Origin of the sequence: Burkholderia sp. CpTa8-5 (genome assembly GCF_017815045.1) — a bacterium.
Classification (GTDB): domain Bacteria; phylum Pseudomonadota; class Gammaproteobacteria; order Burkholderiales; family Burkholderiaceae; genus Burkholderia; species Burkholderia sola.
Window position 1 is genome coordinate 48,537 of the sequence record NZ_JAGIQD010000014.1, and the last position, 22,204, is coordinate 70,740.

20 protein-coding genes are annotated in these 22,204 nt (G+C 66.9%); 13 read left to right on the top strand and 7 right to left on the bottom strand.

The window, feature by feature from the left end:
- Positions 1–65 precede the first annotated feature (65 nt).
- The 5 genes from J8I35_RS21365 (at position 66) to J8I35_RS21385 (ending at position 7,556) form a co-directional block, all read left to right on the top strand.
- Positions 66–1,709 carry a 3-(methylthio)propionyl-CoA ligase gene (locus tag J8I35_RS21365; RefSeq protein ID WP_209926834.1) on the top strand — a complete coding sequence of 548 codons (1,644 nt, stop codon included), beginning with the start codon at positions 66–68 and terminating at the stop codon, positions 1,707–1,709.
- Positions 1,710–1,910: 201 nt separating this feature from the next.
- Complete coding sequence (locus J8I35_RS21370) at positions 1,911–3,995, top strand: 3-hydroxyacyl-CoA dehydrogenase NAD-binding domain-containing protein (RefSeq protein ID WP_209926836.1); 2,085 nt, start codon at positions 1,911–1,913, stop codon at positions 3,993–3,995.
- Between the two features lie 44 nt (positions 3,996–4,039).
- A complete protein-coding gene (pncA, locus tag J8I35_RS21375) occupies positions 4,040–4,672 on the top strand; it encodes a bifunctional nicotinamidase/pyrazinamidase (RefSeq protein WP_050013267.1) in 633 nt (210 codons plus the stop codon).
- A 39-nt stretch (positions 4,673–4,711) separates the two neighbouring features.
- The gene (locus tag J8I35_RS21380) at positions 4,712–5,890 is read left to right on the top strand and encodes an acetyl-CoA C-acyltransferase (protein WP_209926838.1); all 1,179 of its coding nucleotides are present in this window, start codon (positions 4,712–4,714) and stop codon (positions 5,888–5,890) included.
- Between the two features lie 265 nt (positions 5,891–6,155).
- Entirely contained in the window at positions 6,156–7,556 is a 1,401-nt protein-coding gene (locus J8I35_RS21385; protein WP_050013265.1) for a sensor domain-containing diguanylate cyclase, read from the top strand.
- Positions 7,557–7,626: 70 nt separating this feature from the next.
- Here J8I35_RS21385 and J8I35_RS21390 read toward each other — a convergent pair whose 3' ends face one another.
- Positions 7,627–9,768 carry a hypothetical protein gene (locus tag J8I35_RS21390; RefSeq protein WP_209926840.1) on the bottom strand — a complete coding sequence of 714 codons (2,142 nt, stop codon included), beginning with the start codon at positions 9,766–9,768 and terminating at the stop codon, positions 7,627–7,629.
- Positions 9,769–10,641: 873 nt separating this feature from the next.
- Between J8I35_RS21390 and J8I35_RS21395 the strand changes: the two genes are divergently transcribed.
- Positions 10,642–12,120, top strand: coding sequence for a sensor domain-containing diguanylate cyclase (locus tag J8I35_RS21395; RefSeq protein WP_209926843.1), 1,479 nt, complete (start codon positions 10,642–10,644; stop codon positions 12,118–12,120).
- 114 nt (positions 12,121–12,234) lie between these two features.
- Here the strand turns inward: J8I35_RS21395 and J8I35_RS21400 are convergent, their stop codons facing one another.
- From J8I35_RS21400 to J8I35_RS21410, 3 genes are read right to left on the bottom strand one after another with little or no spacing between them, the layout of a single operon-like run.
- Positions 12,235–13,029: an SDR family oxidoreductase gene (locus tag J8I35_RS21400; RefSeq protein ID WP_209926844.1), complete on the bottom strand. Its 795-nt coding sequence runs from the start codon at positions 13,027–13,029 to the stop codon at positions 12,235–12,237.
- A gap of 56 nt (positions 13,030–13,085) precedes the next feature.
- Positions 13,086–13,928, bottom strand: coding sequence for a type 1 glutamine amidotransferase domain-containing protein (locus tag J8I35_RS21405; protein WP_209926846.1), 843 nt, complete (start codon positions 13,926–13,928; stop codon positions 13,086–13,088).
- Between the two features lie 21 nt (positions 13,929–13,949).
- The gene (locus J8I35_RS21410) at positions 13,950–14,663 is read right to left on the bottom strand and encodes a type 1 glutamine amidotransferase domain-containing protein (RefSeq protein WP_209926848.1); all 714 of its coding nucleotides are present in this window, start codon (positions 14,661–14,663) and stop codon (positions 13,950–13,952) included.
- A 121-nt stretch (positions 14,664–14,784) separates the two neighbouring features.
- Here J8I35_RS21410 and J8I35_RS21415 point away from each other — a divergent pair, with 121 nt between their 5' ends.
- Positions 14,785–15,693 carry a LysR family transcriptional regulator gene (locus J8I35_RS21415; RefSeq protein ID WP_209926849.1) on the top strand — a complete coding sequence of 303 codons (909 nt, stop codon included), beginning with the start codon at positions 14,785–14,787 and terminating at the stop codon, positions 15,691–15,693.
- Between the two features lie 39 nt (positions 15,694–15,732).
- Here the strand turns inward: J8I35_RS21415 and J8I35_RS34985 are convergent, their stop codons facing one another.
- Positions 15,733–15,948: an Arm DNA-binding domain-containing protein gene (locus J8I35_RS34985; protein ID WP_348522276.1), complete on the bottom strand. Its 216-nt coding sequence runs from the start codon at positions 15,946–15,948 to the stop codon at positions 15,733–15,735.
- A gap of 125 nt (positions 15,949–16,073) precedes the next feature.
- Here J8I35_RS34985 and J8I35_RS21420 point away from each other — a divergent pair, with 125 nt between their 5' ends.
- The 4 genes from J8I35_RS21420 (at position 16,074) to J8I35_RS21435 (ending at position 18,473) form a co-directional block, all read left to right on the top strand.
- Positions 16,074–16,388 carry a Dabb family protein gene (locus tag J8I35_RS21420; protein ID WP_012328683.1) on the top strand — a complete coding sequence of 105 codons (315 nt, stop codon included), beginning with the start codon at positions 16,074–16,076 and terminating at the stop codon, positions 16,386–16,388.
- Positions 16,385–16,864 carry a PaaI family thioesterase gene (locus J8I35_RS21425; protein WP_126361949.1) on the top strand — a complete coding sequence of 160 codons (480 nt, stop codon included), beginning with the start codon at positions 16,385–16,387 and terminating at the stop codon, positions 16,862–16,864. The genes J8I35_RS21420 and J8I35_RS21425 overlap by 4 nt, the downstream gene beginning before the upstream one ends.
- Positions 16,865–17,026: 162 nt before the next feature.
- Complete coding sequence (locus tag J8I35_RS21430; protein ID WP_209926850.1) at positions 17,027–17,986, top strand: alpha/beta hydrolase; 960 nt, start codon at positions 17,027–17,029, stop codon at positions 17,984–17,986.
- Positions 17,987–18,026: 40 nt separating this feature from the next.
- Positions 18,027–18,473, top strand: a complete 447-nt coding sequence (locus tag J8I35_RS21435; RefSeq protein WP_124554591.1) for a GNAT family N-acetyltransferase — start codon at positions 18,027–18,029, stop codon at positions 18,471–18,473.
- Positions 18,474–18,489: 16 nt separating this feature from the next.
- Here J8I35_RS21435 and J8I35_RS21440 read toward each other — a convergent pair whose 3' ends face one another.
- A complete protein-coding gene (locus J8I35_RS21440; protein WP_209926851.1) occupies positions 18,490–19,335 on the bottom strand; it encodes an NRDE family protein in 846 nt (281 codons plus the stop codon).
- A gap of 76 nt (positions 19,336–19,411) precedes the next feature.
- Positions 19,412–20,470: a folate-binding protein YgfZ gene (locus tag J8I35_RS21445; protein WP_209926852.1), complete on the bottom strand. Its 1,059-nt coding sequence runs from the start codon at positions 20,468–20,470 to the stop codon at positions 19,412–19,414.
- 77 nt (positions 20,471–20,547) lie between these two features.
- Between J8I35_RS21445 and mltG the strand changes: the two genes are divergently transcribed.
- Together mltG and tmk are read left to right on the top strand one after the other, a co-directional pair.
- Positions 20,548–21,567 carry an endolytic transglycosylase MltG gene (gene mltG, locus J8I35_RS21450; RefSeq protein ID WP_050013258.1) on the top strand — a complete coding sequence of 340 codons (1,020 nt, stop codon included), beginning with the start codon at positions 20,548–20,550 and terminating at the stop codon, positions 21,565–21,567.
- A complete protein-coding gene (tmk, locus tag J8I35_RS21455; protein WP_050013257.1) occupies positions 21,567–22,187 on the top strand; it encodes a dTMP kinase in 621 nt (206 codons plus the stop codon). The genes mltG and tmk overlap by 1 nt, the downstream gene beginning before the upstream one ends.
- Positions 22,188–22,204 lie beyond the last annotated feature (17 nt).

A 22,204-nucleotide genomic window follows, 5' to 3' on the forward strand; every position in this document is an offset into this window, starting at 1 on the left:
CTGCTTCCGGATGGAAACGGCCGCGAGGCGGGTCACCGATTCGCATCCTCACGGAGAACAAGACGATGGGTAAGCCGTTGCTGGGCCAGATGATGGATGTGCCGCTGCTGGTGTCGTCGCTGATCGCGCATGCCGCGCGGCATGCGGGCGACACGGAAATCGTGTCGAAGCGCGTCGAAGGCGACCTGCATCGCTACACGTATCGCGATTGCGAACGCCGCGCGAAGCAACTGGCGCAGGCGCTCGCGCGGCTCGGCGTCGCAACCGGCGACCGCGTGGGCACGCTGGCGTGGAACGGCTACCGGCATCTGGAAGCGTATTACGGGATCGGCGGGATGGGCGCCGTGTGCCATACGATCAACCCGCGCCTGTTTCCCGAACAGATCGCGTACATCGTCAATCACGCGGAAGACCGCTACGTCTTCTTCGACATCAATTTCGCGCCGCTCGTCGATGCGATCGCGCCGCAATGCCCGCACGTGAAGGGCTGGATCGCGATGACGGACGCCGCGCACCTGCCGTCCGGCGCGACGCCGTTCCTCTGCTACGAAACGCTCGTCGAAGTCGAGGACGGCCGCTACGACTGGCCGCGCCTCGACGAGCAGCAGGCATCGGGGCTCTGCTACACGTCGGGCACGACCGGCAACCCGAAGGGCGTGCTGTATTCGCATCGCTCGACCGTGCTGCATGCATACGGCGCCGCGCTGCCCGACGCGATGAACCTGTCCGCGATGGACGCCGTGCTGCCCGTCGTGCCGATGTTCCACGTCAACGCATGGGGGCTGCCGTACGCGGTGCCGCTCACCGGCGGCAAGCTGGTGCTGCCCGGCAAGGACCTCGACGGGAAATCGCTGTACGAGCTGATGGAGGCCGAGCGCGTGACGTTCTCTGCGGGCGTGCCGACCGTATGGCTCGGCCTGCTGAACTACATGCGCGAGGCCGGCGTGCGTTTCTCGACGCTGAACCGCACGGTGATCGGTGGCTCCGCGTGCCCGCCCGCGATGCTGCGCACGTTCGAGGACGAATACGGCGTGCGCGTGATCCATGCATGGGGAATGACCGAACTGTCGCCGCTCGGCACGCTCGCGAAGCTCAACTGGGCGCAGTCGCAGCGGCCGCTCGACGCGCAGCGCCGGCTGCTCGAGAAGCAGGGGCGCGTGATCTGCGGCGTCGACATGCGGATCGTCGGCGACGACGGCCGCGAGCTGCCGTGGGACGGCGTCGCGTTCGGCGAACTGCAGGTGCGCGGGCCGTGGGTGATCGACCACTACTTTCGCGGCGATGCGTCGCCGCTGGCGGACGGCTGGTTCCCGACCGGCGACGTCGCGACGATCGACCCCGACGGCTTCCTGCAGATTACCGACCGCAGCAAGGACGTGATCAAGTCGGGCGGCGAGTGGATCAGCTCGATCGACATCGAGAACGTCGCGATCGCGCATCCCGGGGTGGCCGAAGCCGCGTGCATCGCGTGCGCGCACCCGAAATGGACCGAGCGGCCGCTGCTCGTCGTGGTGCCGCGCGAAGGCGCGAACCTGAGCCGCGACGCGCTGCTCGCGTTCTACGAGGGCAAGGTCGCGAAATGGTGGATTCCCGACGACGTCGTGTTCGTCGAATCGCTGCCGCACACCGCGACCGGCAAGCTGCAGAAGCTGAAGCTGCGCGAGACGTTCCGCGATTACGTGTTGCCGACGGCGGTGTGCGCGCCGTAAGCCTTCGCGTCCGGGCCGCCGCCGGCCCGCGATTCGGTCCCGATGCGATCCCCCGATCCGTCCCCGGATCGGGAACGAAATTCAAATTGAACGACCGTGCTTTTTCGTTGTATGCTGCCTGCGTTCATTCGGACATGCGGCCGTTCGACCGCGCACAATGAAGCGCAGCCAATCCGGCGCGCGATGCATGGAGGCAGGCAGATGGCAGTGGATTACTCGACTCGCGACGGCGTGGCCGTCATCACGCTCAACAATCCGCCCGTCAACGGGCTCGGCCTGTCGACCCGCCAGGGCGTCATGGACGCGCTCGATCGCGCCGCGCAGGATCCGTCGATCACGGCCATCGTGCTGACCGGCGCGGGCCGCGCGTTCTCGGGCGGGGCCGACATCACCGAATTCAATACGCCGAAGGCGCTGCAGGAGCCGACGCTGCACACCGTGATCCGCGCGGTGGAGGCAAGCGCGAAGCCGGTCGTCGCGGCGCTGCACAGCGTCGTGATGGGCGGCGGGCTGGAGCTTGCGCTCGGCGCGCATTACCGGGTCGCCGCGCCGGGCGCGCAGGTCGCGCTGCCCGAAGTGAAGCTCGGGCTGTTGCCGGGCGCGGGCGGCACGCAACGCCTGCCGCGCGCGGTCGGCCTCGAAACCGCGCTGAACATGATCGTGTCGGGCGCGCCGGTGCCGTCGGAGCAACTCGCGAAGAGCGGGCTGTTCGACGAAATGGCCGACGGCGACCTGCTCGACGCGGCCGTCGCGTTCGCGCGCAAGGTCGGCGCGCAGAACGGCCCGCATCCGCGCGTGCGCGATCGCAAGATCGTCCACGAGAACGCGGCGGGCTTCATCCAGTTCGCGCGCAATTCCGCGCGGGCCGCCGCGCCGAATTTCCCCGCGCCGCACAAGTGCATCGACGCGATCGAGGCCGGCGTGCTGAACGGCTTCGACAAAGGCAGCATCGCCGAGCGCGAGGGTTTCGTCGCGCTGATGATGACGCCGGAAAGCCGCGCGCTGCGCCATGCGTTCTTCGGCGAACGGGCGGCGAGCAAGATTCCCGACGTGCCGGCCGATACGCCGCTGCGCGAGATCCGCCGGGTCGGCGTGATCGGCGCGGGCACGATGGGCGGCGGGATCGCGATGAACTTCATCAACGCGGGGCTGCCGGTCACGCTGCTCGAGACGAAGCAGGATGCGCTCGAGCGCGGCCTCGCGACGATCCGCAAGAACTACGACGCGCAGGTGAAGAAGGGCAAGCTCACGCAGGAGAAGCTCGACGCACGCATCGCGCTGATCACGCCGACGCTGTCCTACGACGACCTGAAGGACGCCGACCTGATCGTCGAAGCGGTGTTCGAGGAACTCGGCGTGAAGGAGCAGGTGTTCAAGAAGCTCGACGAAGTCGCGAAGCCGGGCGCGATCCTCGCGTCGAACACGTCGACGCTCGACGTCGACAAGATCGCGGCGTTCACGAAGCGTCCGCAGGACGTCGTCGGCATGCACTTCTTCAGCCCGGCGAACGTGATGAAGCTGCTCGAGGTCGTGCGCGGCGCGCAGACCGCGAAGGATGTGCTCGCGACCGTGATGGCGGTGGCGAAGAAGATCCGCAAGACGGCGGTCGTGTCGGGCGTGTGCGACGGCTTCATCGGCAACCGGATGATCGAGCAGTACATCCGCCAGGCGCTGTTCATGCTCGCGGAAGGCGCGCTGCCCGCGCAGGTCGATCGCGCGATCGAGAAGTTCGGCTTCGCGATGGGGCCGTTCCGGATGAGCGACCTCGCCGGCAACGACATCGGCTGGGCGATCCGCAAGCGCCGTTACGTCGAGCAGCCCGATCTGCACTATTCGAAGATCGCCGACCGCCTGTGCGAACAGGGCCGCTTCGGCCAGAAGACGGGCGCCGGCTGGTACGACTACGTGCCGGGCGACCGCAAGGCGAAGCCGTCGTCGCTCGTCGACGAGATGGTCGTCGCGTACTCGAAGGAGCGCGGCGTCGAGCGGCGCAAGATCGGCGACGACGAGATCGTCGAGCGGCTGGTGTTCGCGCTCGTCAACGAAGGCGCGAAGATCCTCGAAGAGAAGATCGCGTCGAAGGCGTCCGATATCGACATGGTCTACCTGACCGGGTATGGCTTCCCGCTGTGGCGCGGCGGCCCGATGCTGTACGCGGACATGGTCGGCCTCTACAACGTCGAGCGCGCGATTCGCCGCTATGCGGCCGCGCCGAACGGTGACGCATGGCAGCTCGCGCCGTCGATCGCGGAACGGGCGAAGGCCGGCCGCGGGTTCAACGGCTGACGCCGCCGCATCGCGGCGCGACCGATCCTGTCTGGAGACACGCAATGAAACGCACCGACGACGTCCTGCTCGTGATCGACGTGCAATACGACTTCATGCCGGGCGGCGCGCTCGCGGTGCCCGACGGCGATGCGGTCGTGCCCGTGATCAACGCGCTCGCGCAACGCTTCGACCAGGTCGTGCTCACGCAGGACTGGCACCCGCGCGAGCACGTGTCGTTCGCGGCGAACCATCCGGGCCGCGAGCCGTTCTCGACGCTCGCGCTGCCGTACGGCGAGCAGGTGCTGTGGCCCGTGCACTGCGTGCAGGACACCGACGGCGCTGCGCTGCATCGCGACCTCGACATCCCGCATGCGCGGCTCGTGATCCGCAAGGGGGGCGACGCGCAGGTCGACAGCTATTCCGCGTTCGTCGAAGCCGACCGCACGACGCGCACGGGGCTCGCGGGCTATCTGCGCGAACTCGGCGCGAAGCGCGTGTGGTGCTGCGGGCTCGCGACCGACTATTGCGTCGCGTGGTCGGCGCTCGACGCGCGCGCGGCCGGTTTCGAAGCCGCGGTGATCAACGATGCGTGCCGCGCGATCGACCTGAACGGGTCGCTCGCGCACGCATGGCAGCAGATGCAGGCAGCGGGCGTCGTGCATGCGACGTCCGCCAGCGCGCGCCCGGCGGCGTAGCGCAGACCCCAACATGAAGCAGGACCGAAGGAGACTCGCATGACCGAAGCCGTAATCGTATCGACCGCCCGCACGCCGCTCGCGAAATCCTGGCGCGGCGCCTTCAACATGACGCATGGCGCGACGCTCGGCGGCCACGTGGTCGCGGCCGCGCTCGAGCGCGCGAAGCTCGATCCGGCGCGCGTCGAGGACGTGATCATGGGCTGCGCGAACCCCGAAGGCGCGACCGGCGCGAACATCGCGAGGCAGATCGCGCTGCGCGCCGGGTTGCCGGTGAGCGTGCCGGGGATGACGGTGAACCGTTTCTGTTCGTCCGGGCTGCAGACCATCGCGCTGGCCGCGCAGCGGATCATCGCGGGCGAAGGCGAGATCTACGTGGCCGGCGGCGTCGAGTCGATCTCGTGCGTGCAAAACGAGATGAACCGGCACATGGTCCAGGAAGGCTGGCTCGTCCAGCACAAGCCCGAGATCTACTGGAACATGCTGCAGACCGCCGAGAATGTCGCGAAGCGCTACGGGATCTCGAAGGAGCGCCAGGACGCATACGGCGTGCAGTCGCAACTGCGGGCCGCGGCCGCGCAGGAAGCCGGGCGTTTTCGCGACGAGATCGTGCCGATCCCCGTGCTCGCGGGCATCGCCGACAAGGCGACGGGCCGCCTGTTCACGCAGGAAGTGACGGTCTCGGCCGACGAGGGCATTCGCCCCGACACGACGCTCGAAGGCGTGTCGAAGATCCGTTCGGCCGTGCCGGGCGGCGTGATCACCGCGGGCAATGCGAGCCAGTTCTCGGATGGCGCGTCGGCATGCGTCGTGATGAGCGCCAAGGCCGCGCAGCGCGAAGGGCTGCAGCCGCTGGGCGCGTTCCGCGGCTTCGCGGTGGCCGGCTGCGAGCCGGACGAAATGGGCATCGGCCCGGTGTTCGCTGTGCCCAAGCTGCTGAAGCAGGCCGGGCTGACAGTCGACGACATCGGCCTGTGGGAACTGAACGAGGCGTTCGCGGTGCAGGTGCTGTACTGCCGCGACACGCTCGGGATTCCTGAGGACCGCCTGAACGTGAACGGCGGCGCGATCGCGGTCGGCCATCCGTACGGCGTGTCGGGCGCGCGCCTGACCGGCCATGCGCTGATCGAGGGCAAGCGGCGCGGCGTGAAGTACGTGGTCGTCACGATGTGCATCGGCGGCGGGCAGGGCGCGGCCGGCCTGTTCGAAATCCTCTGATCTTTGACCGGCGGCGGCCGCGGTCGCGCTTCGGCGCCACCGCACCCCGCCGCAGCGAATCGGCGCGACCGATGCGCCATTCGCAATGATGGGGAAACAAAAGGCATGCACCCGGCAATGCCGTTTCCCCTGACTTGTCAAACGAATTACCCCTCCTATACTAGCTCTGACATTTGCCTTTCGGCATGATGGGCCAGATCGCGCGTGGGGGCGCGATCCGTTCCGGGAAGATTCCAGCCAACGCAGCAGACCGACCGGGGACCGAATGAGTACGACCTATGCAGCCGGGGAACCGCCGCGCGTCGTCAGCGCGGCCGCCAGGCTCTACGCGAAATGCCTGCTGGTCGGATTCGCGTTGTTGCCGGCCTATCTGATTGCCTATCTGTGGTTCTTCAGCGACCGGAGCGTCGTGTTCGAGAACCACGCCTTCCATGAAATCGCGATCGCGGCGGCGACGATCGAAGGCGCGTTCGTCACCTACGTGACGTGGGTGTGTTACCGGTCGTCCGGCGAGCCGCTGCTGCGCTGGCTGACGCTCGGCTTTCTCGGCTTCGCGATGATCTACGCGCTGCACGGCGCGTTCACCGGGATGGCGCACCACAATATCTGGCTGTTCCTGCTGTACGGGCCCGCGTCGCGGTTCGTGATGTCGGCGCTGCTGCTCACGGGGCTGCTGTCGTATTCGCGTCCGCCCGACCGGCTCGACAAGCGCACGAGCGTGCGCACGTGGCTGCCGTGGATCGTGTTCTTCCTGCTCGTCAACGTGGCGGTCGCGTACATCGCGTATTCGCCGGTCGCGGGTGCGCTCGGCACGCGGCTGTCGATGGAAGGCGGCGCGCTGGTGTTCTCGCTGCTGAACGTGTGCCTGCTGCTCGCACGACGGATCCGCTCGCCGCTGATGGTGATCTACGGCGTGTCGATCATGGCGTTCGCGCTGTCGTCGCTCGCGTTCATCCTCGGCAAGCCGTGGAATCACATGTGGTGGCTCGCGCACGCGATCTTCGCGGGCGGGTTCTTCCTGCTGAGCTACGGTGTCGTGCAGGCGCTGCAGACGACGCGCTCGTTCTCGGCGATCTACAGCCAGGAAGACCTGATGAGCCGGCTGTCGGAATCGATGGCGCGCACCGAAAGCGCGCTGCAGGAGCTGCGGCGTACGAACCAGAAGCTCGAGTACATGGCCGCGACCGACCCGATGACGGGCGCGTCGAACCGCCGGCAGTTCATCGCGCAGGTCGAGCGCGAAATCGTGCGGGCCGAGCGCGACGGCACGCCGTTCTGCCTGCTCGCGCTCGATCTCGACAATTTCAAGAACATCAACGATGCCTACGGGCACCAGATCGGCGACGAGGTGCTGCGCGGCGTCGTGCGCCAGTGCCTCGAGGCGATCCGGCCGGCGGGCGCGCTCGCGCGGGTCGGCGGCGAGGAATTCATGGCGCTCTTGCCCGAGATGCCGCTCGAAGGCGCGCGGATGACGGCCGAGCGCGTGCGTTCGTCGATCGCGAGTGCGCCGTTCGGGCTGGACTTCAAGCGCGTGCAGGTGACGGTCAGCGTCGGCGTCGCGCAATACGGCGTCGACGGCGGCACGGTCGATGCGCTGCTGCGGGCGGTCGACGAGCGGCTTTATCAGGCGAAGCGGGAAGGGCGCAACCGCGTGGTGTCGCGATGATCCGCATGGCACCGACACCCCGGCGGCGGGCGCGCCGCCGGGGCTTTTGCAGGCCGGTGCCGGCCGCGCGCTAGCGCGACGCCACCGCCGTCGCCTGCTTCGCCTGCCCGTCCTGCATCGGCTGCGACGCTTGCCACCAGTACTTGCCCGCGCGCTGCTGCGGATCGCGGATCGCGAGATACGTCGTACTCCAGAGCTGCGCCGCGTTGGCTTCGGTCGCATCGGCGCTGCGCGTGCCGAATGCGTCGGTCTGGTACTTGCCGTTCACGTAGGACCACGTCCACATTTCCGACGTGCGCATGTCGCGTCCGTTCGAGATCACCTGCCAGATCGTCTGCCGCGCCTGCGTGAGCAGCGTGCGGGTCGCGGCCGACAGGTCCTGGCGCGCCAGCTGGCGATCGAGCCCGGCCACCCACATCGCCTGCTGCCACGACCAGATCACCGTGCCGTGATACGCGGAACTCGTGAACTTCGGCCACAGCGACGGGTTCGCATACGCGGGGTTCGCGATCAGCATCCCGGCATCGGTCACGAGGCCGGTCGGGAACGGCCGCGTGACGTCGGTCACGATCCGCTGGAGCTGATCGTCCGGCGGCGTGCCGAACAGCAGTGCGAAGCCGCCGTCCGAATTCATCACCGGGATCGGGTTGCCCTGCTGGTCGAGCGATAGCGCGTAGAAGGCCAGCGGCGCATTGGGCGCGGCGCCGGCCGGCACCCCGGCGGACGGCGCATAGGCCGACACGTCGGTGGCCGCCTGCGCGGCCGGCACGCTGACCTGGAACAGCGGCGGCGCCTGCGTTTCCCACGTGGCCGCTTCGTTCGCCGTGTTGGCGAGCGTCGCGCGTTGCCCGGCGTCGAGGTACGGATCGAGCAGGCCGCGGGCGAGGAACGCGTTCGCCGCGCGCAGCGCGGCCGGTACGAGCACTGCGTTCACGTCGTACGGGTACACGCCGCCGCCGAGGCCGTCGGTACTGTCGCGCCAGTTGCCGACGATTTCGCCGGGCCGCAGGTGAATCAGGTTCGCGACCGACGGCTGCTGCGCGAACGGCTGCGCGGTCGTCGCGACGTGCAGCAGATTGACGACGAGGCGGCTGCCGTTGGTTTGCCCGTCGCTGCCGCGCTGCGCCAGATACGCGGCCGCACGCGCCTGGCCGCGCGTATCGTCGATCAGCCACGCGGCCGCGATCGGCGCGAGCAGGTAGTCGCTGTCGATCATCTTGTAGTCGTAGGTCGGTGTCGCGTCGTTCGGCCGCCCGTTCTTCTGGTTGTCGATCAGCGCGAATTCGCCGATGCCTTCCTCGTGCGCGACCTTGCCGTCCGCCGACAGGCGGCTCAGCACCGACGACAGGCCGGCCTCGATCGCCGCGGGTTCGAGCACGGGCATCAGCATGCGGACCGAAATCAGCGTGTCGCGGCCGAAGTACGTGTCGTACTGCCACGAACCGGCCAGCAGCTTGTCGTTGAAGCTCAGGAATTCGAGCACGTTCTGGCTGACCGGGTCGGGATTCACGGACGGAGCGAACAGGTCCGCGTGCGTGATCGGCGACAGCGGCGTCTCGCCCGACAGCGCATCGATGTGCAGCTTCAGCGTGCGCGAGCCCGCCGGCGCGTTCAGCACGAGCTTGCCGCCCGCTGCCGGCGCGATGCTGCCGCCGTCGCGCAGCGTGATGCGCAGCGCATAGCCGGGCGCGCCGTCGAGCCGGTCGCGTTGCCATTGCGCGGTACCGCCCTGGACCGTCGGCGCGGTGAGGATCTGCTGCGGAATCGTCGCGCCGCCGTTGAAGTCGCGCAGGAAGCGCACGTTGCTGAGCACGCCCTGGCGGATCGTCAGCGTAGCGGTGTCGACCGACACGTCGGCGCCGATGCCGTACAGCGGGCGGCCGTGTGCGTCCGGGGCCGACAGCGCGGACGGCGGCGTGTCGAGGCTCCAGTTCACCGGCTGCGCGGTGTCGTCGAACCACAGCCCGGTGCCGCTGTTGCCGGCGGGGAAGACCACGAGCAGGCGCGGCTTCGTCGACGAGCGTACCAGCAGGTGCGCGGCGACCTTGTCCTGCCGGTAGAACGCGTTGATCTGGCCGCCGGTATCCATGCGGAACGACAACGCGGCGGTGTTCGACGGCGGGGTGGTCGACTGGACGTCGTCGTCATTGCAGGCCGACAGCAGGCCGGCGCAGACGAGCCCGAGACACAGCGACTTCGCAAGGCGATGCATGTTGATGTCCCTCCTGATGACTGGCGATTTTTTATCTGGATATCTAATTGGCGGATCTTGGGTCCGTTTGGTGCTGCCTTGCATTCATTCTTGGCGAATGACCGGAATGAATGGAGGTATTGCGTTTCTTCGAAAGGAAAATGGGTTGAAAAACAACCGGGTGGTCGATAAATGCCGACAGCTGAAAACGACAGGGGCGCACGTCGATGCCCGGCGGGAAGGCCGATGCGAAGGGCCTTCGCGCAGGTGAGTGGCGAATCCGGAGCGGCGAGGAAAACGATACGTAGGCCGTCGTAGGCGATTCTAAATTTGCGGGAAAGTCGAAGTCAATAATGTTTTTGTTTTCCAATATTGAATTGAAAACCGGTCGCAATTATTACCCGTCGCGCCGGTAAAATGTGCGATTCAACGGGATCGGATTAATGCATTCCGGATATCGGTTGAAAACCGGTCGGCAATACGCTGTCGCGCCGGCGATTGATGCCGGACAGGAAACGAATCGCCGGATTGTGTCGGTCGGTGTCGTGACAGGCCGACGTGCGCGGCAAACGCGCGCGAAGGCCGCCTGGCAATCCGCGTTCCTGCGTATGCCCGCACGACGACGCGACGTCGCCATCGGCGCTTCGCCGGCTGAAGCAGTTCGACGAAGACGGCGCGAAGCTCGAGCGGCTCGTTCGCGGCCGATGACGCGCGCCGAACGTGTATATCGGAGGCAGAAGCCCGCTACGAGCGGGCAATTTTTCGCGCTGGATATTTATAATCGCCCGCGGCTGAGCCTTTCCGTTCGCGCCGGGCGCGAATATCGGCCCAACTGATTTAGTATGAGCAATCTGCGCTCGACGCGAGGGGCGCGCATTCGCGGTGAGGAGACCCATGCATCCCCGTAAGACTGCCCCTTACATCATCGTGGCGATTGCTTCCGTGATCGCATGCGCGCTCGTGGCGCTATGCGTGCTGCAACTCTTGCAGAGTCGTGACGATGCGATGGAGCGGGCAAGGGAAACGTCCCGCAACCTTGGACTGATCGCCGAACGCGACATCGAACGCAATATCGAGTTGTACGACCTGTCTTTGCAGGCGGTCATCCATGGGTTGCAGCGCCGCGATGTGATGGATGCTTCGCCGGGCCTGCGCCGGTCGGTGCTGTTCGATCACGCGATGACCGCGGAATTTCTCGGTTCGATGCTCGTGATGGATGCAGGCGGCAATATCGTTCTGGATTCGGGCTATGACGAGCCGCGCAAGGGTAATTTCTCCGATCGCCGATACTTCACGGTCCACCGCGACAATCCGAACGTCGGACTCTATATCAGTGACCCGTTCGTCTCCCGTTTGCGTGGGGGAAAGCTCAGTATCGCGCTCACGCGGCGGATTTCGAACCCCGATGGATCGTTTGGCGGCATCGTCGTTATCGCGGTCAATCTCGATTATTTCCATCAGCTCTTCGCCGGGCTTTCGCTTGGCAAGCATGGCTCGATTTCGCTCATCGGCGAAGACGGCAAGATGGTGATGCGTCAGCCGTACGATGTGCATACCATCGGCCGCGACATCAGCAAAGCCGCGACGTTCCGGCGGTTTCAGACCGCGCGAGAGGGCGCCTTCTCCGAAACGTCATCGATCGACGGCGTGCGCCGCCTGTACTACTTCAAGCATTTGCCGAAACTGCCGCTGATCATCATGGTGGCAGAGGCCGAGCAGGACATTTACGCCGCATGGCGGCAACGTGCGATCAAGATCGGCGGATTGGTCGCGACGTTCGGGGCGGCGTTTATCGCGCTGTCCTTTCTGCTCGGTTCGCAGCTACGGCGCCGTATGCGGGCGGAATCGGAACTCGTGCTGCTCGCCCGGACGGACGGTCTCACCGGCCTGAGCAATCGCCGCAGCTTTGGCGAGGTGCTGGACCAGGAGTGGCGTCGCGCGCGACGTGCGCATTCCGTTTTCTCGCTGCTGTTCGTGGATGTGGATCGGTTCAAGGCTTACAACGACACGTACGGTCATCAGGCCGGGGACGATGCGTTGGCGGCGGTCGCGCGGTGCATCGGCGAGAATATTCGCCGGCCGGCCGATACGGCGGCGCGTTATGGCGGAGAGGAGTTCGTCGTGCTGCTCCCTGACACGCCACAGACCGGAGCGGCGCAGATTGCCGAGCGGATCCGCGCGGCAATCGATGCGTTGGCCCTCGAGCACGCCGGCAGCGAATACGGGCGTGTGACGGCGAGCATCGGCCTGGCGTGCTGGATGCCGGATCAGCAAGGGCAGCCGGATGCCGTGATCAAGGCGGCGGATGAGGCACTGTATTACGCGAAGGCGACCGGGCGGAACAAGGTTGCCGCGCTGCAGCCGGCGGAGTGATGGAGATGGTTGCATTGCGCGGCTCTCGCTGGATTTGCGCCAGTCCCACCCCGGAATCCCGCTTCGCTTGAACGACGGCGACGAAGCCTTGGGCCTCTCTATCGCGACGCCGGTTCAGAGGATCGACCGATAGGTGCCGCCCTCGACGCGCACCGCCGCGCCATTGGATGCCGCGCCCAAAGGGCTGGCAAGCAACGCCACCATCGCGGCAATCTCGTCGGCCTCGATCATGCGGGCAATCAGCGAGCTCGGACGGTACGTGTCGAAGAAGTGCGCTTCGATTTCCGCATCGGTCATATCGGGTCGGGGCGCGGTCTGCCGAAGATAGGCGACGATGCCTTCGGAGCGCGTGGCCGATGGCAGTACGCTGTTGACGGTCACGCCCGTCCCCTTCGTCAGTTCGGCCATTCCGCGCGAGACCGCGAGTTGAGCCGATTTGCTGACGCCGTAGTGCACCATGTCCGGCGGCGTGAATGCGCCGACTTCGCTGGACATGAAGATCACACGCCCCCAGTTCTTTGCAAGCATGCGAGGAAAGTAATGACGTGACAGTCTTACGCCCGACATCACGTTGACGTCGATCATGCGCAGCCAGTCGTCATCGGTGATTTCCGCGAACGGCTTCGCTTCGTAGTAGCCGAGATTGTTCACGAGAATATCCGTGTCGGGCTGCGCATCGATCAGTTCCGTGACGCCCCGATCGCCGCTCACGTCGGCGACGATTCCGCGGACGCTGCCGCGCGGCGCGGCAGCGGAAAGCTCGGCGACGGCTGCGTCGAGCTTGTCGCGTTGCCGTCCGGTGATCGTCACCGCCACGCCTTCGGCCGCCAACGTTCGTGCGATCGCCATGCCGATGCCGGCAGTGGCGCCGGTGACGATTGCAGTTTTCCCTTCAAGTTGCAGATCCATGGTTTGCTTCTCCTTTACTCATCGAGGAACCGGCGCTGCCGGTCTACTGCACGGCATTACTTGAGCCGCTTCAGCATTTCGCCGGCGACGTCGATAGCCGACGCCGGATTCTGTCCGGTGATCAATTCACGGTCGGTCACCATATGTGCGGTAAACGGCACCTTGTTACTGCTATAAATCGCACCCGCGCGTTGCAATGCGGTCTGCGGATAGAACTTCATCGCGCCGCCGCCGAGCAGTCCTTTGGCTTGCTCTTCTTCCGCGTTGCCGATCACCGTCATCCGGTAACCGGCGTAGATCCATTTCATGTCGCCGTCGCTCGCGTTCCCGGTAGCGAGCTTTCGTGCAAAGCCCGGGGCGTCGGGCAGAGTGGACAGCAGTGCAATCGGGCCGTGGCAAACGAGCGCCGTGGTTTTGCCGCGCGCGTGAAAGTCGGCCAGCAATCTGCCCACGGCGGCACTGGTCGACAGGTCCTGCATCGGCGCATGGCCGCCCGGAACATAGACGGCGTCGAAGTGCGCGTAACCGATTTGCTCGACCCGCGACAGGCTGATCACCGGGGAATGCGCGCGCGACGCGATTTGCAGCCGGTCGAGCAAGGCCCGGTAGTCGCGCATCGCGTTGTCGTCGCCGTTGAAGTACATCTTGTCGGCCGACGTGACGTCGAGCGTCGGCGCCTTGCCTTCCGGCGTGGCGAAGGTCACCTGATGGCCAGCATCGAGCAGCGCCTTCACGGGCTGCATCAGCTCGTTCAGGTAGAAGCCCGTTTCGAAGACCTTGTCATCCTTCAGGTCGAGGTGATCGGAATCCGACAACACCACGAGCACGTTGGCAGCGTGAGCGCCGGACGCGGCAATGCCGAGCATTGCGGCAACGGCGAGCTTGCGCATGGAATACATGACTTTCTCCATCGGGAAATTTCACGCTTGTCGTGAACGGGTGAGCAACAGATGGCGCATCGCGGCGCCCACGCCGGAAGCCGACTGCGGGTTCTGGCCAGTCACGAGCCGTCCGTCGACGACGACCTTCGCGGTCCAGTTCGGCGCGGGATGGTGAAGTGCGCCGCGTTGCTTCAAGGTGGTCGCAAGCAGGATGGGGACGACGCGATCGAGTTGGACCGCCCGTTCTTCTTCGTCCGTGAATGCGCTCAGATTCTTGCCAGCGACGAGATAGGTACCGTCGTCAAGCTTCACGTCGACCAGGGCGGCCGGACCGTGACAGACGGCCCCGACCACGCCACCCGCTTCATGGACCGTGCGCGTCACCTTTTCCACGTCGGCATTGCCGGGAAAATCCCACATCGCGCCATGTCCGCCGGCAAAGAAGACCGCCGCATATTTCGACGCATCGACATCGCCCAGCCGCTGCGTATGACGCAGTGCGTCGCGGAAAGCGGTATCGCTCCAATAGCGCGCATTGATTTCATCGTCGAGATCGAGTCCGTCGACTGGCGGTTCACCGCCCTGAATCGATGCAAATTCGACCGGAATGCCCGCCGCGTCGAGTTCGGCGAGCGGATGCGTCACTTCGCCGAGATAGAAACCGGTCGGCTCGCCGGTCGAGCCTTTCTCCCCGTGGCTCGTGAGTACGAATAGAACCGACAGATCCTGCCGGTCACGATGTTCGCCATTCATGCTGTGCTCCTGGATTTCGGTGGGTGATTCGACTCTGCAGTCGCGACGCACGCACTTTATTTGGCTCGTTAGCGGAGATAAACTGACGCGAAAGTAAATCTTTTGTTCTTTGGAGGACAAGATGGCGCGAAAATTCGACCACCTCGGTGACGTGGAAGCATTCGTGACGGTGGTCGAACGAGGCTCGATGACTGCCGGCGCGGTCGCATTGGGCAGCACGCCTTCCGTGTTGAGCCGAGCCATCACGCGTCTGGAGGCCCGGCTGGGCACGCAGTTGCTGCGTCGTTCCACGCGGCGGTTGAGCCTGACGGAGCACGGCCGGCTCTATCTCGAGCAATCGCGCGCGGCATTCCTGCTGATCGACGACGCCGAGCGGGCCATTCAAGGGCACGGCGGTGCCTTGACCGGCCATGTCCGGCTGAGCGTACCCACGACGTACGGGCACTATCGTCTGCCGCCGCTGCTTCGGCGGTTCACGCGGGAACATCCTCAAGTTCGCGTGGAGTTGAACATTGCGAACCGGAATGTGGATCTCGTGGCCGAGGGCTTCGACCTGGCGATCCGTCTGGGCGAATTGCCGGACAGCGGTCTGGTCGCGCGCAAGCTCGAGGATGCGGCGCTGTGCCTGGTCGCGTCGCCCGAGTACGTCGCGCATGCCGGTATGCCCGGAAACGTGGCCGACCTGACACACCATCTTTGTTTGCCGTTCATGCTGCCCAGCAGCGGCCGTATCGCGCCATGGGTGTTTCGTGACGGCGACCAGGACATCGATTGGCTGCCGGCTTCGAACGTCGCGGTGTCCGACGACGTGCTCGGGGTCGTTTCGATGGCGCAGAGTGGTGCCGGTATCTGCCAGACTTATGACTTCATCGTTCAGGATCGGATCCGGGCCGGGAATCTCGTCGAAGTCCTGCCCCATCTGCGGGGGCGTACACGGCCGTTTTCGATCATCTATGCGCCGCATCGCCGCCTGTCGGCCGCGTCCCGCAACTTGATCGACATGCTGGTGACGTCGGCATCGGAGGCTTGAAACGGTTGCGACATGGGTCGCCGAACGGAAGTTGTCGCTTCATCGGCGCGAAGTGCCGCTCGGTCCGCCGGCGATTCTGTAGTTGTAACGCCAGAGCCAGGGGCCGGACGGCTTCACCGACAGATACAGTCCATTGCCGTCGGTAAGTTTGATAGGCTTGTCGCCTGCCTTCGCTTGTCGGAGCTTGACGTCGGTGAGTGATACGGTGAGAAAGCAGGTATCTTCCGTGAAGATTTCAAATGATGCCCGCTTCATTACCCGCTATTTTCGACCGGACGAGATCTCGAGCGAACGACAGCGAGCGGCTGACGGGCGTAATGTGCCCGACTGCCAGGGGTTCCCGGCCAATCGCCGAACCAACACGAACAGGAGCAACCGAAGTGATCAGACATATCGTCATGTGGAAGTTGAAAGAATCTGCGGAAGGCGCCACGCGCGCACAGAACGCGCTGAAGCTGAAGGAAAAACTCGAAGGCTGCCGCGACCTCGTGCCCGGCACCCTCCAGATCGACGTCGGCCTCGCGACGCCCGGCCTCGACGCGACCGCCGACATCGTGCTCGTCTCCGATTTCACCGACAAGGCGGCGCTCGACGCGTACCAGGTGCATCCGGTTCACCAGGAAGTGAAGAAATTCGTCGTCGCGGTGGCCGAATCGCGCGAGTGCGTCGACTACATCGTCGACGTCGCACGATGAGCGACGCGGCAACCCCGACGGAAGGCCCGTCGATCGAAAGCCCGTTCGTCGATCTGCTCGGCGTGCAGCTCGTGTCCGCGAAGGACGGTGCGAGCGAGATCGTGCTGCCGCTCGAAGAGCGCCACATGAACACGTGGAGCATCGCGCACGGCGGCGTGACGATGACGCTCGCCGATATCGCGCTCGCGATGGCGGCGCGCAGCCTGACCGACGATGGCATCGGCGTCGTCACGGTCGAGATGAAGGTGAACTTCATGCAGCCGGGCCGCGGCGAGCTGCGCGCTTACGGGCGCGTGATGCACCGCTCGACGACGATGGCCTACTGCGAAGGCGAAGTGCGCGACAGCGACGGCAATTTCGTCGCGAAGGCGCTCGGTACGTTCAAGTACATGCGGCGGCTCGCGGTCGGCCGCGACATCAAGCGGCAACGCTCGCGCACCGCGCCGGACGCCCATCCCGGCCCGAGCGACGCGTAAGCATCCGCCACGCGCGGCCCTGTCTCTTCGATGCGGCAGGGCCGTTTCGTCTGGCAGCATGGAATGCCGGCACACGGCGCGGCTCGCCGCGCCCGTCCAGCCTCCGCGTGGCATCATGTCACGCTTGTCCGTTCACGGCGCCACGCCGCGCCGTCCACTCCGATGCCGCTGAATCCGAAGATCGCCCAGGTGCTCGACATGATCGAGCGCGCGAAACGTCCGTCGTATCACCATCAGACGCCGCAGCAGGCGCGCGCCGCGTACGAGAAGAGCGCGCCGATCCTCGACGTCGCGCCGGCGCCGATGCATTCGGTGGAGGAATGCGTGGTGCCGACGCGCGACGGCCGCACGATCGGTGCGCGGCTGTATCTGCCGGTCGCGCCGAGCTTGGCGGAGCCGCTGCCCGCGCTCGTGTACTACCACGGCGGCGGCTTCACGGTCGGTAGCGTCGACACGCACGATGCGCTGTGCCGGATGTTCGCGCACGATGCGCAATGCGCGGTGCTGTCGGTCGGCTACCGGCTCGCGCCCGAACACAAATTTCCGACCGCGGTGAACGACGCGGACGACGCGCTGCAATGGCTGCATCGCGAGGCCGCCGCGTTCGGCGTCGACGCCGCGCGGCTGGCGGTCGGCGGCGACAGCGCGGGCGGGACGCTCGCGACGGTCTGCGCGGTGCTCGCGCGCGACGCGGGCATTCGTCTTGCGCTGCAGCTGCTGATCTATCCGGGTGTGACGCGTGACCAGGACACCGAATCGCACGCGCGGCTCGCCAGCGGCCACCTGCTGACGCAGGACACGATCCAGTGGTTCTTCACGCAATACGTGCGCGATCGGGCGGATCGCGACGACTGGCGTTTCGCGCCGCTCGACGGCACGCGCGATGCGCCGTCGTTCGCGGGCGTCGCGCCGGCGTGGATCGCGACGGCCGAATACGATCCGCTGAGCGACGAGGGCGCCGCGTACGCGGACAAGTTGCGCGCGGCCGGCAACGCGGTCACGCTGGTCTGCTATCCGGGGATGATCCACGAATTCTTCAAGATGGGCGGCTACGTGCCGGAGGTGCGGGCCGCGCATGCCGATGCGGTCGCGGCGCTGAAGGCGGCATTCGACGAGGTTTGACGGCGAGCGCGGAAGGCGCGCGCGCCGCGGGAGGATGGCGATGACGAACGGCGTGGGCGGGGTGGAAACGGGCGACTGGACGGTGCTGGGCGGCGACGCCGCGCGGATCCGCGACGCGGTGTTCGTGCGCGAGCAGCAGATTCCGCCGGAATGGGAACTCGACGACGACGATCCGCTGTCGCTGCATGCGGTCGCGTACCGGACCGACGCGGCGACCGGGCTGCGCCGTGCGGTCGCGACGGGGCGGCTGCTGCCGTCCGGCACGATCGGCCGTGTCGCGGTACTGGCCGACATGCGCGGGCAGGGTGTCGGGTCGGCCGTCCTGAATGCGCTGCTGGACGCCGCGCGCCGCCGCGGCGAAGCCGTCGTGCGGCTGTACGCGCAGGATTCGGCGGTGTCGTTCTATCTGCGGCACGGCTTCGCGGCGGTCGGCGAGCCGTTCGTCGAAGCCGGCGTGCCGCACGTCGAGATGGCGCGCGCGCCGTAGCGCGCCACGTGTGCGCTCAGCGCGGCCGCGCCGCGTCGATATCGAACGTAACCGCGCGTTCGAACGCGCCGGGGCGGACGGTGCGGTGCGAGCCGTCGTCGTCGCTGCGTTCCTTGACCTCGACCGTCAGCCGTACGCCTTCCTTCATCGTGACGCGCAGCGCGGTCGTGCCGCGCGTGCCGTATTCGGGCGTCTCGATGAACGCGGCCGACAGCGCGCGCTCGCGCTCGATCGGAATGCCGGTGTGCGGCAGCGCGTCGTCGTCCGCGACGTGCGGGTCGCGCATCAGCGCGATCAGTTCGTCGAGCGACGGCGTCGGGTTGTCGGTGAGCAGCGTGCCGAGCTCCGCGCGCTTGCGCACCACTTTCGGCCAGGGCGTATCGAGCCGCGCATTCGACAGCGCATGCACGCCCGGCGCGATCGCGACGGGCGCGGCGACACGGCTTTCGCCTTCGGGCGCGCGGTTGCAGAACCACGCGAGCTCGCGTCGGCGCCAGTCGCCGACGAGCAGGTTGAAGCCGTTGTACACGGCCGCATGCTCGGCAAGCTGCGCGAGATAGTCGAGCGGCGCGACGGACGCGCTGCCGAGAAAGTCGGAGACCAGCTTGCCGCGGGTCGGCGCGCCCGCGCGGATGTCGAACGGCGCGCGGTAGTTGGTCAGCGCGGCGAAGCGGCCGTCGCGCGAGACGCCGAGCCACGTGCCGCCCGCTTCGAGATCGCGGCCGGCCAGCACGCCCGGCACGTCCTCCCACCACGAGAGCGGCGCGCTGGTCCGGCGAAAGAACTCGTCGCGATTGGCGACGAGGGTAAAGACGGGACCGGCGGCGGCATCGGGCTGCCAGTCGAAGGCAATCAGACACATCGGGCGAATCTCTCGCAGGAAACGTCGCGCGCCGGCTGCGACTCGCGAGCCGGCGCGCGAACGGGTTGTCAGTGCATCACGCTTCGGTCGGCCACGCGTACGGCAGCGCGTCGAACGCGAGCGCCGGGCCGTCGGCCGAACCGAGGTGCACCGTGCCGCTGTCGAGCGCGGCGAGCTTGATCTCGACGAGCGCGTCGACGCCGCCCGCCGGTGCGGCCGCCGCGTTGACGATCATCCCGCACGGCTGGCCCGGGTCGTCGCTGTGGAACAGCTCGACGCCGGCATGCACGGTATCGGTCTCGCCGGCGACGTGCGCGAGCGCGGTGCGGCGCTTGATCGTGCCGCGGTACTGGCTGCGCGCCACCACTTCCTGGCCCGGGTAGCACCCTTTCCTGAAGTTAACGGCACCGATCACGTCGAAGTTGACCATTTGCGGCACGAACTGTTCGACGGCCGGCTGCGTGATGCGCGGCTCGCCCGCGCGAACGTCGAGCCAGTCCCACACGGCGGGCGACACGACGGGCAGCGTGCCGGCGAGCGCCGCGAGGCGCGCGTCGACCTCGGCGCGCGGGCCGATCCACAGATAGCGCTTGCGGCCGGCCGCATCGGGCACGCGGATCAGCGCGCCGGCCGGGCCGTCGACCTTCACGTGCACGCCGTCGGGCAGCGCATCGAAGATGCCCGACAGCGCGTCGCGCACGTCGCCCGCGAAGCCGGCCACCGCGAGCGTGTCGCTCGCGTCGGTCAGCTTCGCCTTCGCGCGCAGCACGAACATCGACAGCCGTTTCTGCACGGCCGGCTGCACGTCCTTCGACACGAGCAGGCGCACGTCCTTCGACACGAGCAGGCGCACGTCGTGGCCGGCGCGCCACGTGAGGAACGACGCGAGCAGGCGGCCCTTCGGCGAGCAGTACCCGGACAGCCGCGCGCTGCCGGCATCGAGATGCTCGATGTCGTTGGTGAGCTGGCTGTGCAGGAACGTCGCGGCGTCGTCGCCGGCCACGTCGATCACGCCGAACTGCGGCAGCGGCATGCAGGCGCCCGGCGCATCGAAATCGGCGGCAGGCGGGCGGGGGAAAACGGGGAGCGAGGCAGATGCGGCCTGGGCAGCCGGTGAAGCGAACGGTGTGCTCATGGAATGAGGGAACAGTCAACCCTGACTTTGACGGAGGCGAGCAAGTATTATATGGGTCTTACCTGAGTCACGTTTCCATGTCCCTACTGAAGAAATGCGCCGCGACGATCGTGGCGCTGGCCGTCGTTGTGGCCGCTGCCGGCGCGGGCGGCGGGTATTACTGGGCGACCCGGCCGCTGTTGCTGGGCTCGGCATCGCTCGACGTCACGATCAAGCCGCGCAGCAGCGTGAAGAGCGTCGCGCTACAGCTCAAGCACGGCGGCGTGCCGGTCGAGCCGTTCGCGTTCGTCGCGATGACGCGCGTGCTCGGGCTGTCGAGCAGGCTCAAATCGGGCAACTACGAATTCAAGACCGGCATCACGCCTTACGACGTGCTGCAGAAGATCGCGCGCGGCGACGTGAACGAGTACGTCGCGACGGTCATCGAGGGCTGGACCTTCAAGCGGATGCGCGCGGAGCTCGACGCGAACCCGGATCTGTCGCACGCGACGGCCGGCATGAGCGACGCCGAGTTGCTGCGCGCGATCGGCGCATCGGACGGCGCGGTGCAGCGCGGCAGCGGCGAGGGGCTGTTCTTCCCCGATACCTACCTGTTCGACAAGGGCACGAGCGACCTGAACATCTACCGGCGCGCGTACCACCTGATGCAGACGCGCATCGACGAGGCCTGGGCCGCGCGCACGCCGGGGCTGCCGTACAAGACGCCTTACGAAATGCTGACGATCGCGTCGATCGTCGAGAAGGAGACCGGCCACGCGGCCGATCGCGCGTTCGTCGCGGCCGTGTTCGCGAACCGGCTGCGCATCGGCATGCCGCTGCAGACCGATCCGTCGGTGATCTACGGGCTCGGCGACGCGTACGACGGCCGTCTGCGCAAGCGCGACCTGCAGGCCGACACTCCCTACAATACCTACACCCGACGCGGGCTGCCGCCCACGCCGATCGCGTTGCCGGGTGTCGCCGCGCTGCAGGCGGCGATCAATCCGGCGCCGACGAGCGCGCTCTATTTCGTCGCGAAGGGCGACGGCACGAGCGTGTTCTCGGACACGCTCGGCGACCACAACAAGGCCGTGGATAAATACATACGAGGTCAATAATGGCGAGCGGTAAATTCATCACGTTCGAAGGCATCGACGGCGCGGGGAAGACCACCCACCTGCAATGGTTCTGCGAACGCCTCCAGGGCCGGCTGGCCGCGGCCGGCCGGCAGGTCGTCGTGACCCGCGAGCCGGGCGGCACGCAGCTCGGCGAGAAACTGCGCGAGATCCTGCTGAACCAGCCGATGGATCTCGAGACGGAAGCGCTGCTGATGTTCGCCGCGCGTCGCGAGCACCTCGCGCTCGTGATCGAGCCGGCGCTCGCGCGCGGCGACTGGGTCGTGTCGGATCGCTTCACCGACGCGACGTTCGCGTACCAAGGCGGCGGCCGCGGGCTGCCGCGCGACAAGCTCGAGACGCTCGAGCGCTGGGTGCAGGGCGGCTTCCAGCCCGACCTCACGGTGCTGTTCGACGTCGCGCCGCAGGTCGCGAGCGAGCGTCGCGGCGCCGCGCGCATGCCCGACAAGTTCGAAAGCGAGTCCGACGCGTTCTTTGCCCGCACGCGCGCCGAATACCTGCGGCGCGCGGAAGAGGCGCCGCACCGCTTCGCGATCGTCGACGCGACGCGATCGATTCCCGAGATTCGCCAGCAGCTCGAACGCGTGCTCGCCGCGCTGTAACCCGCAAGGAACGCACC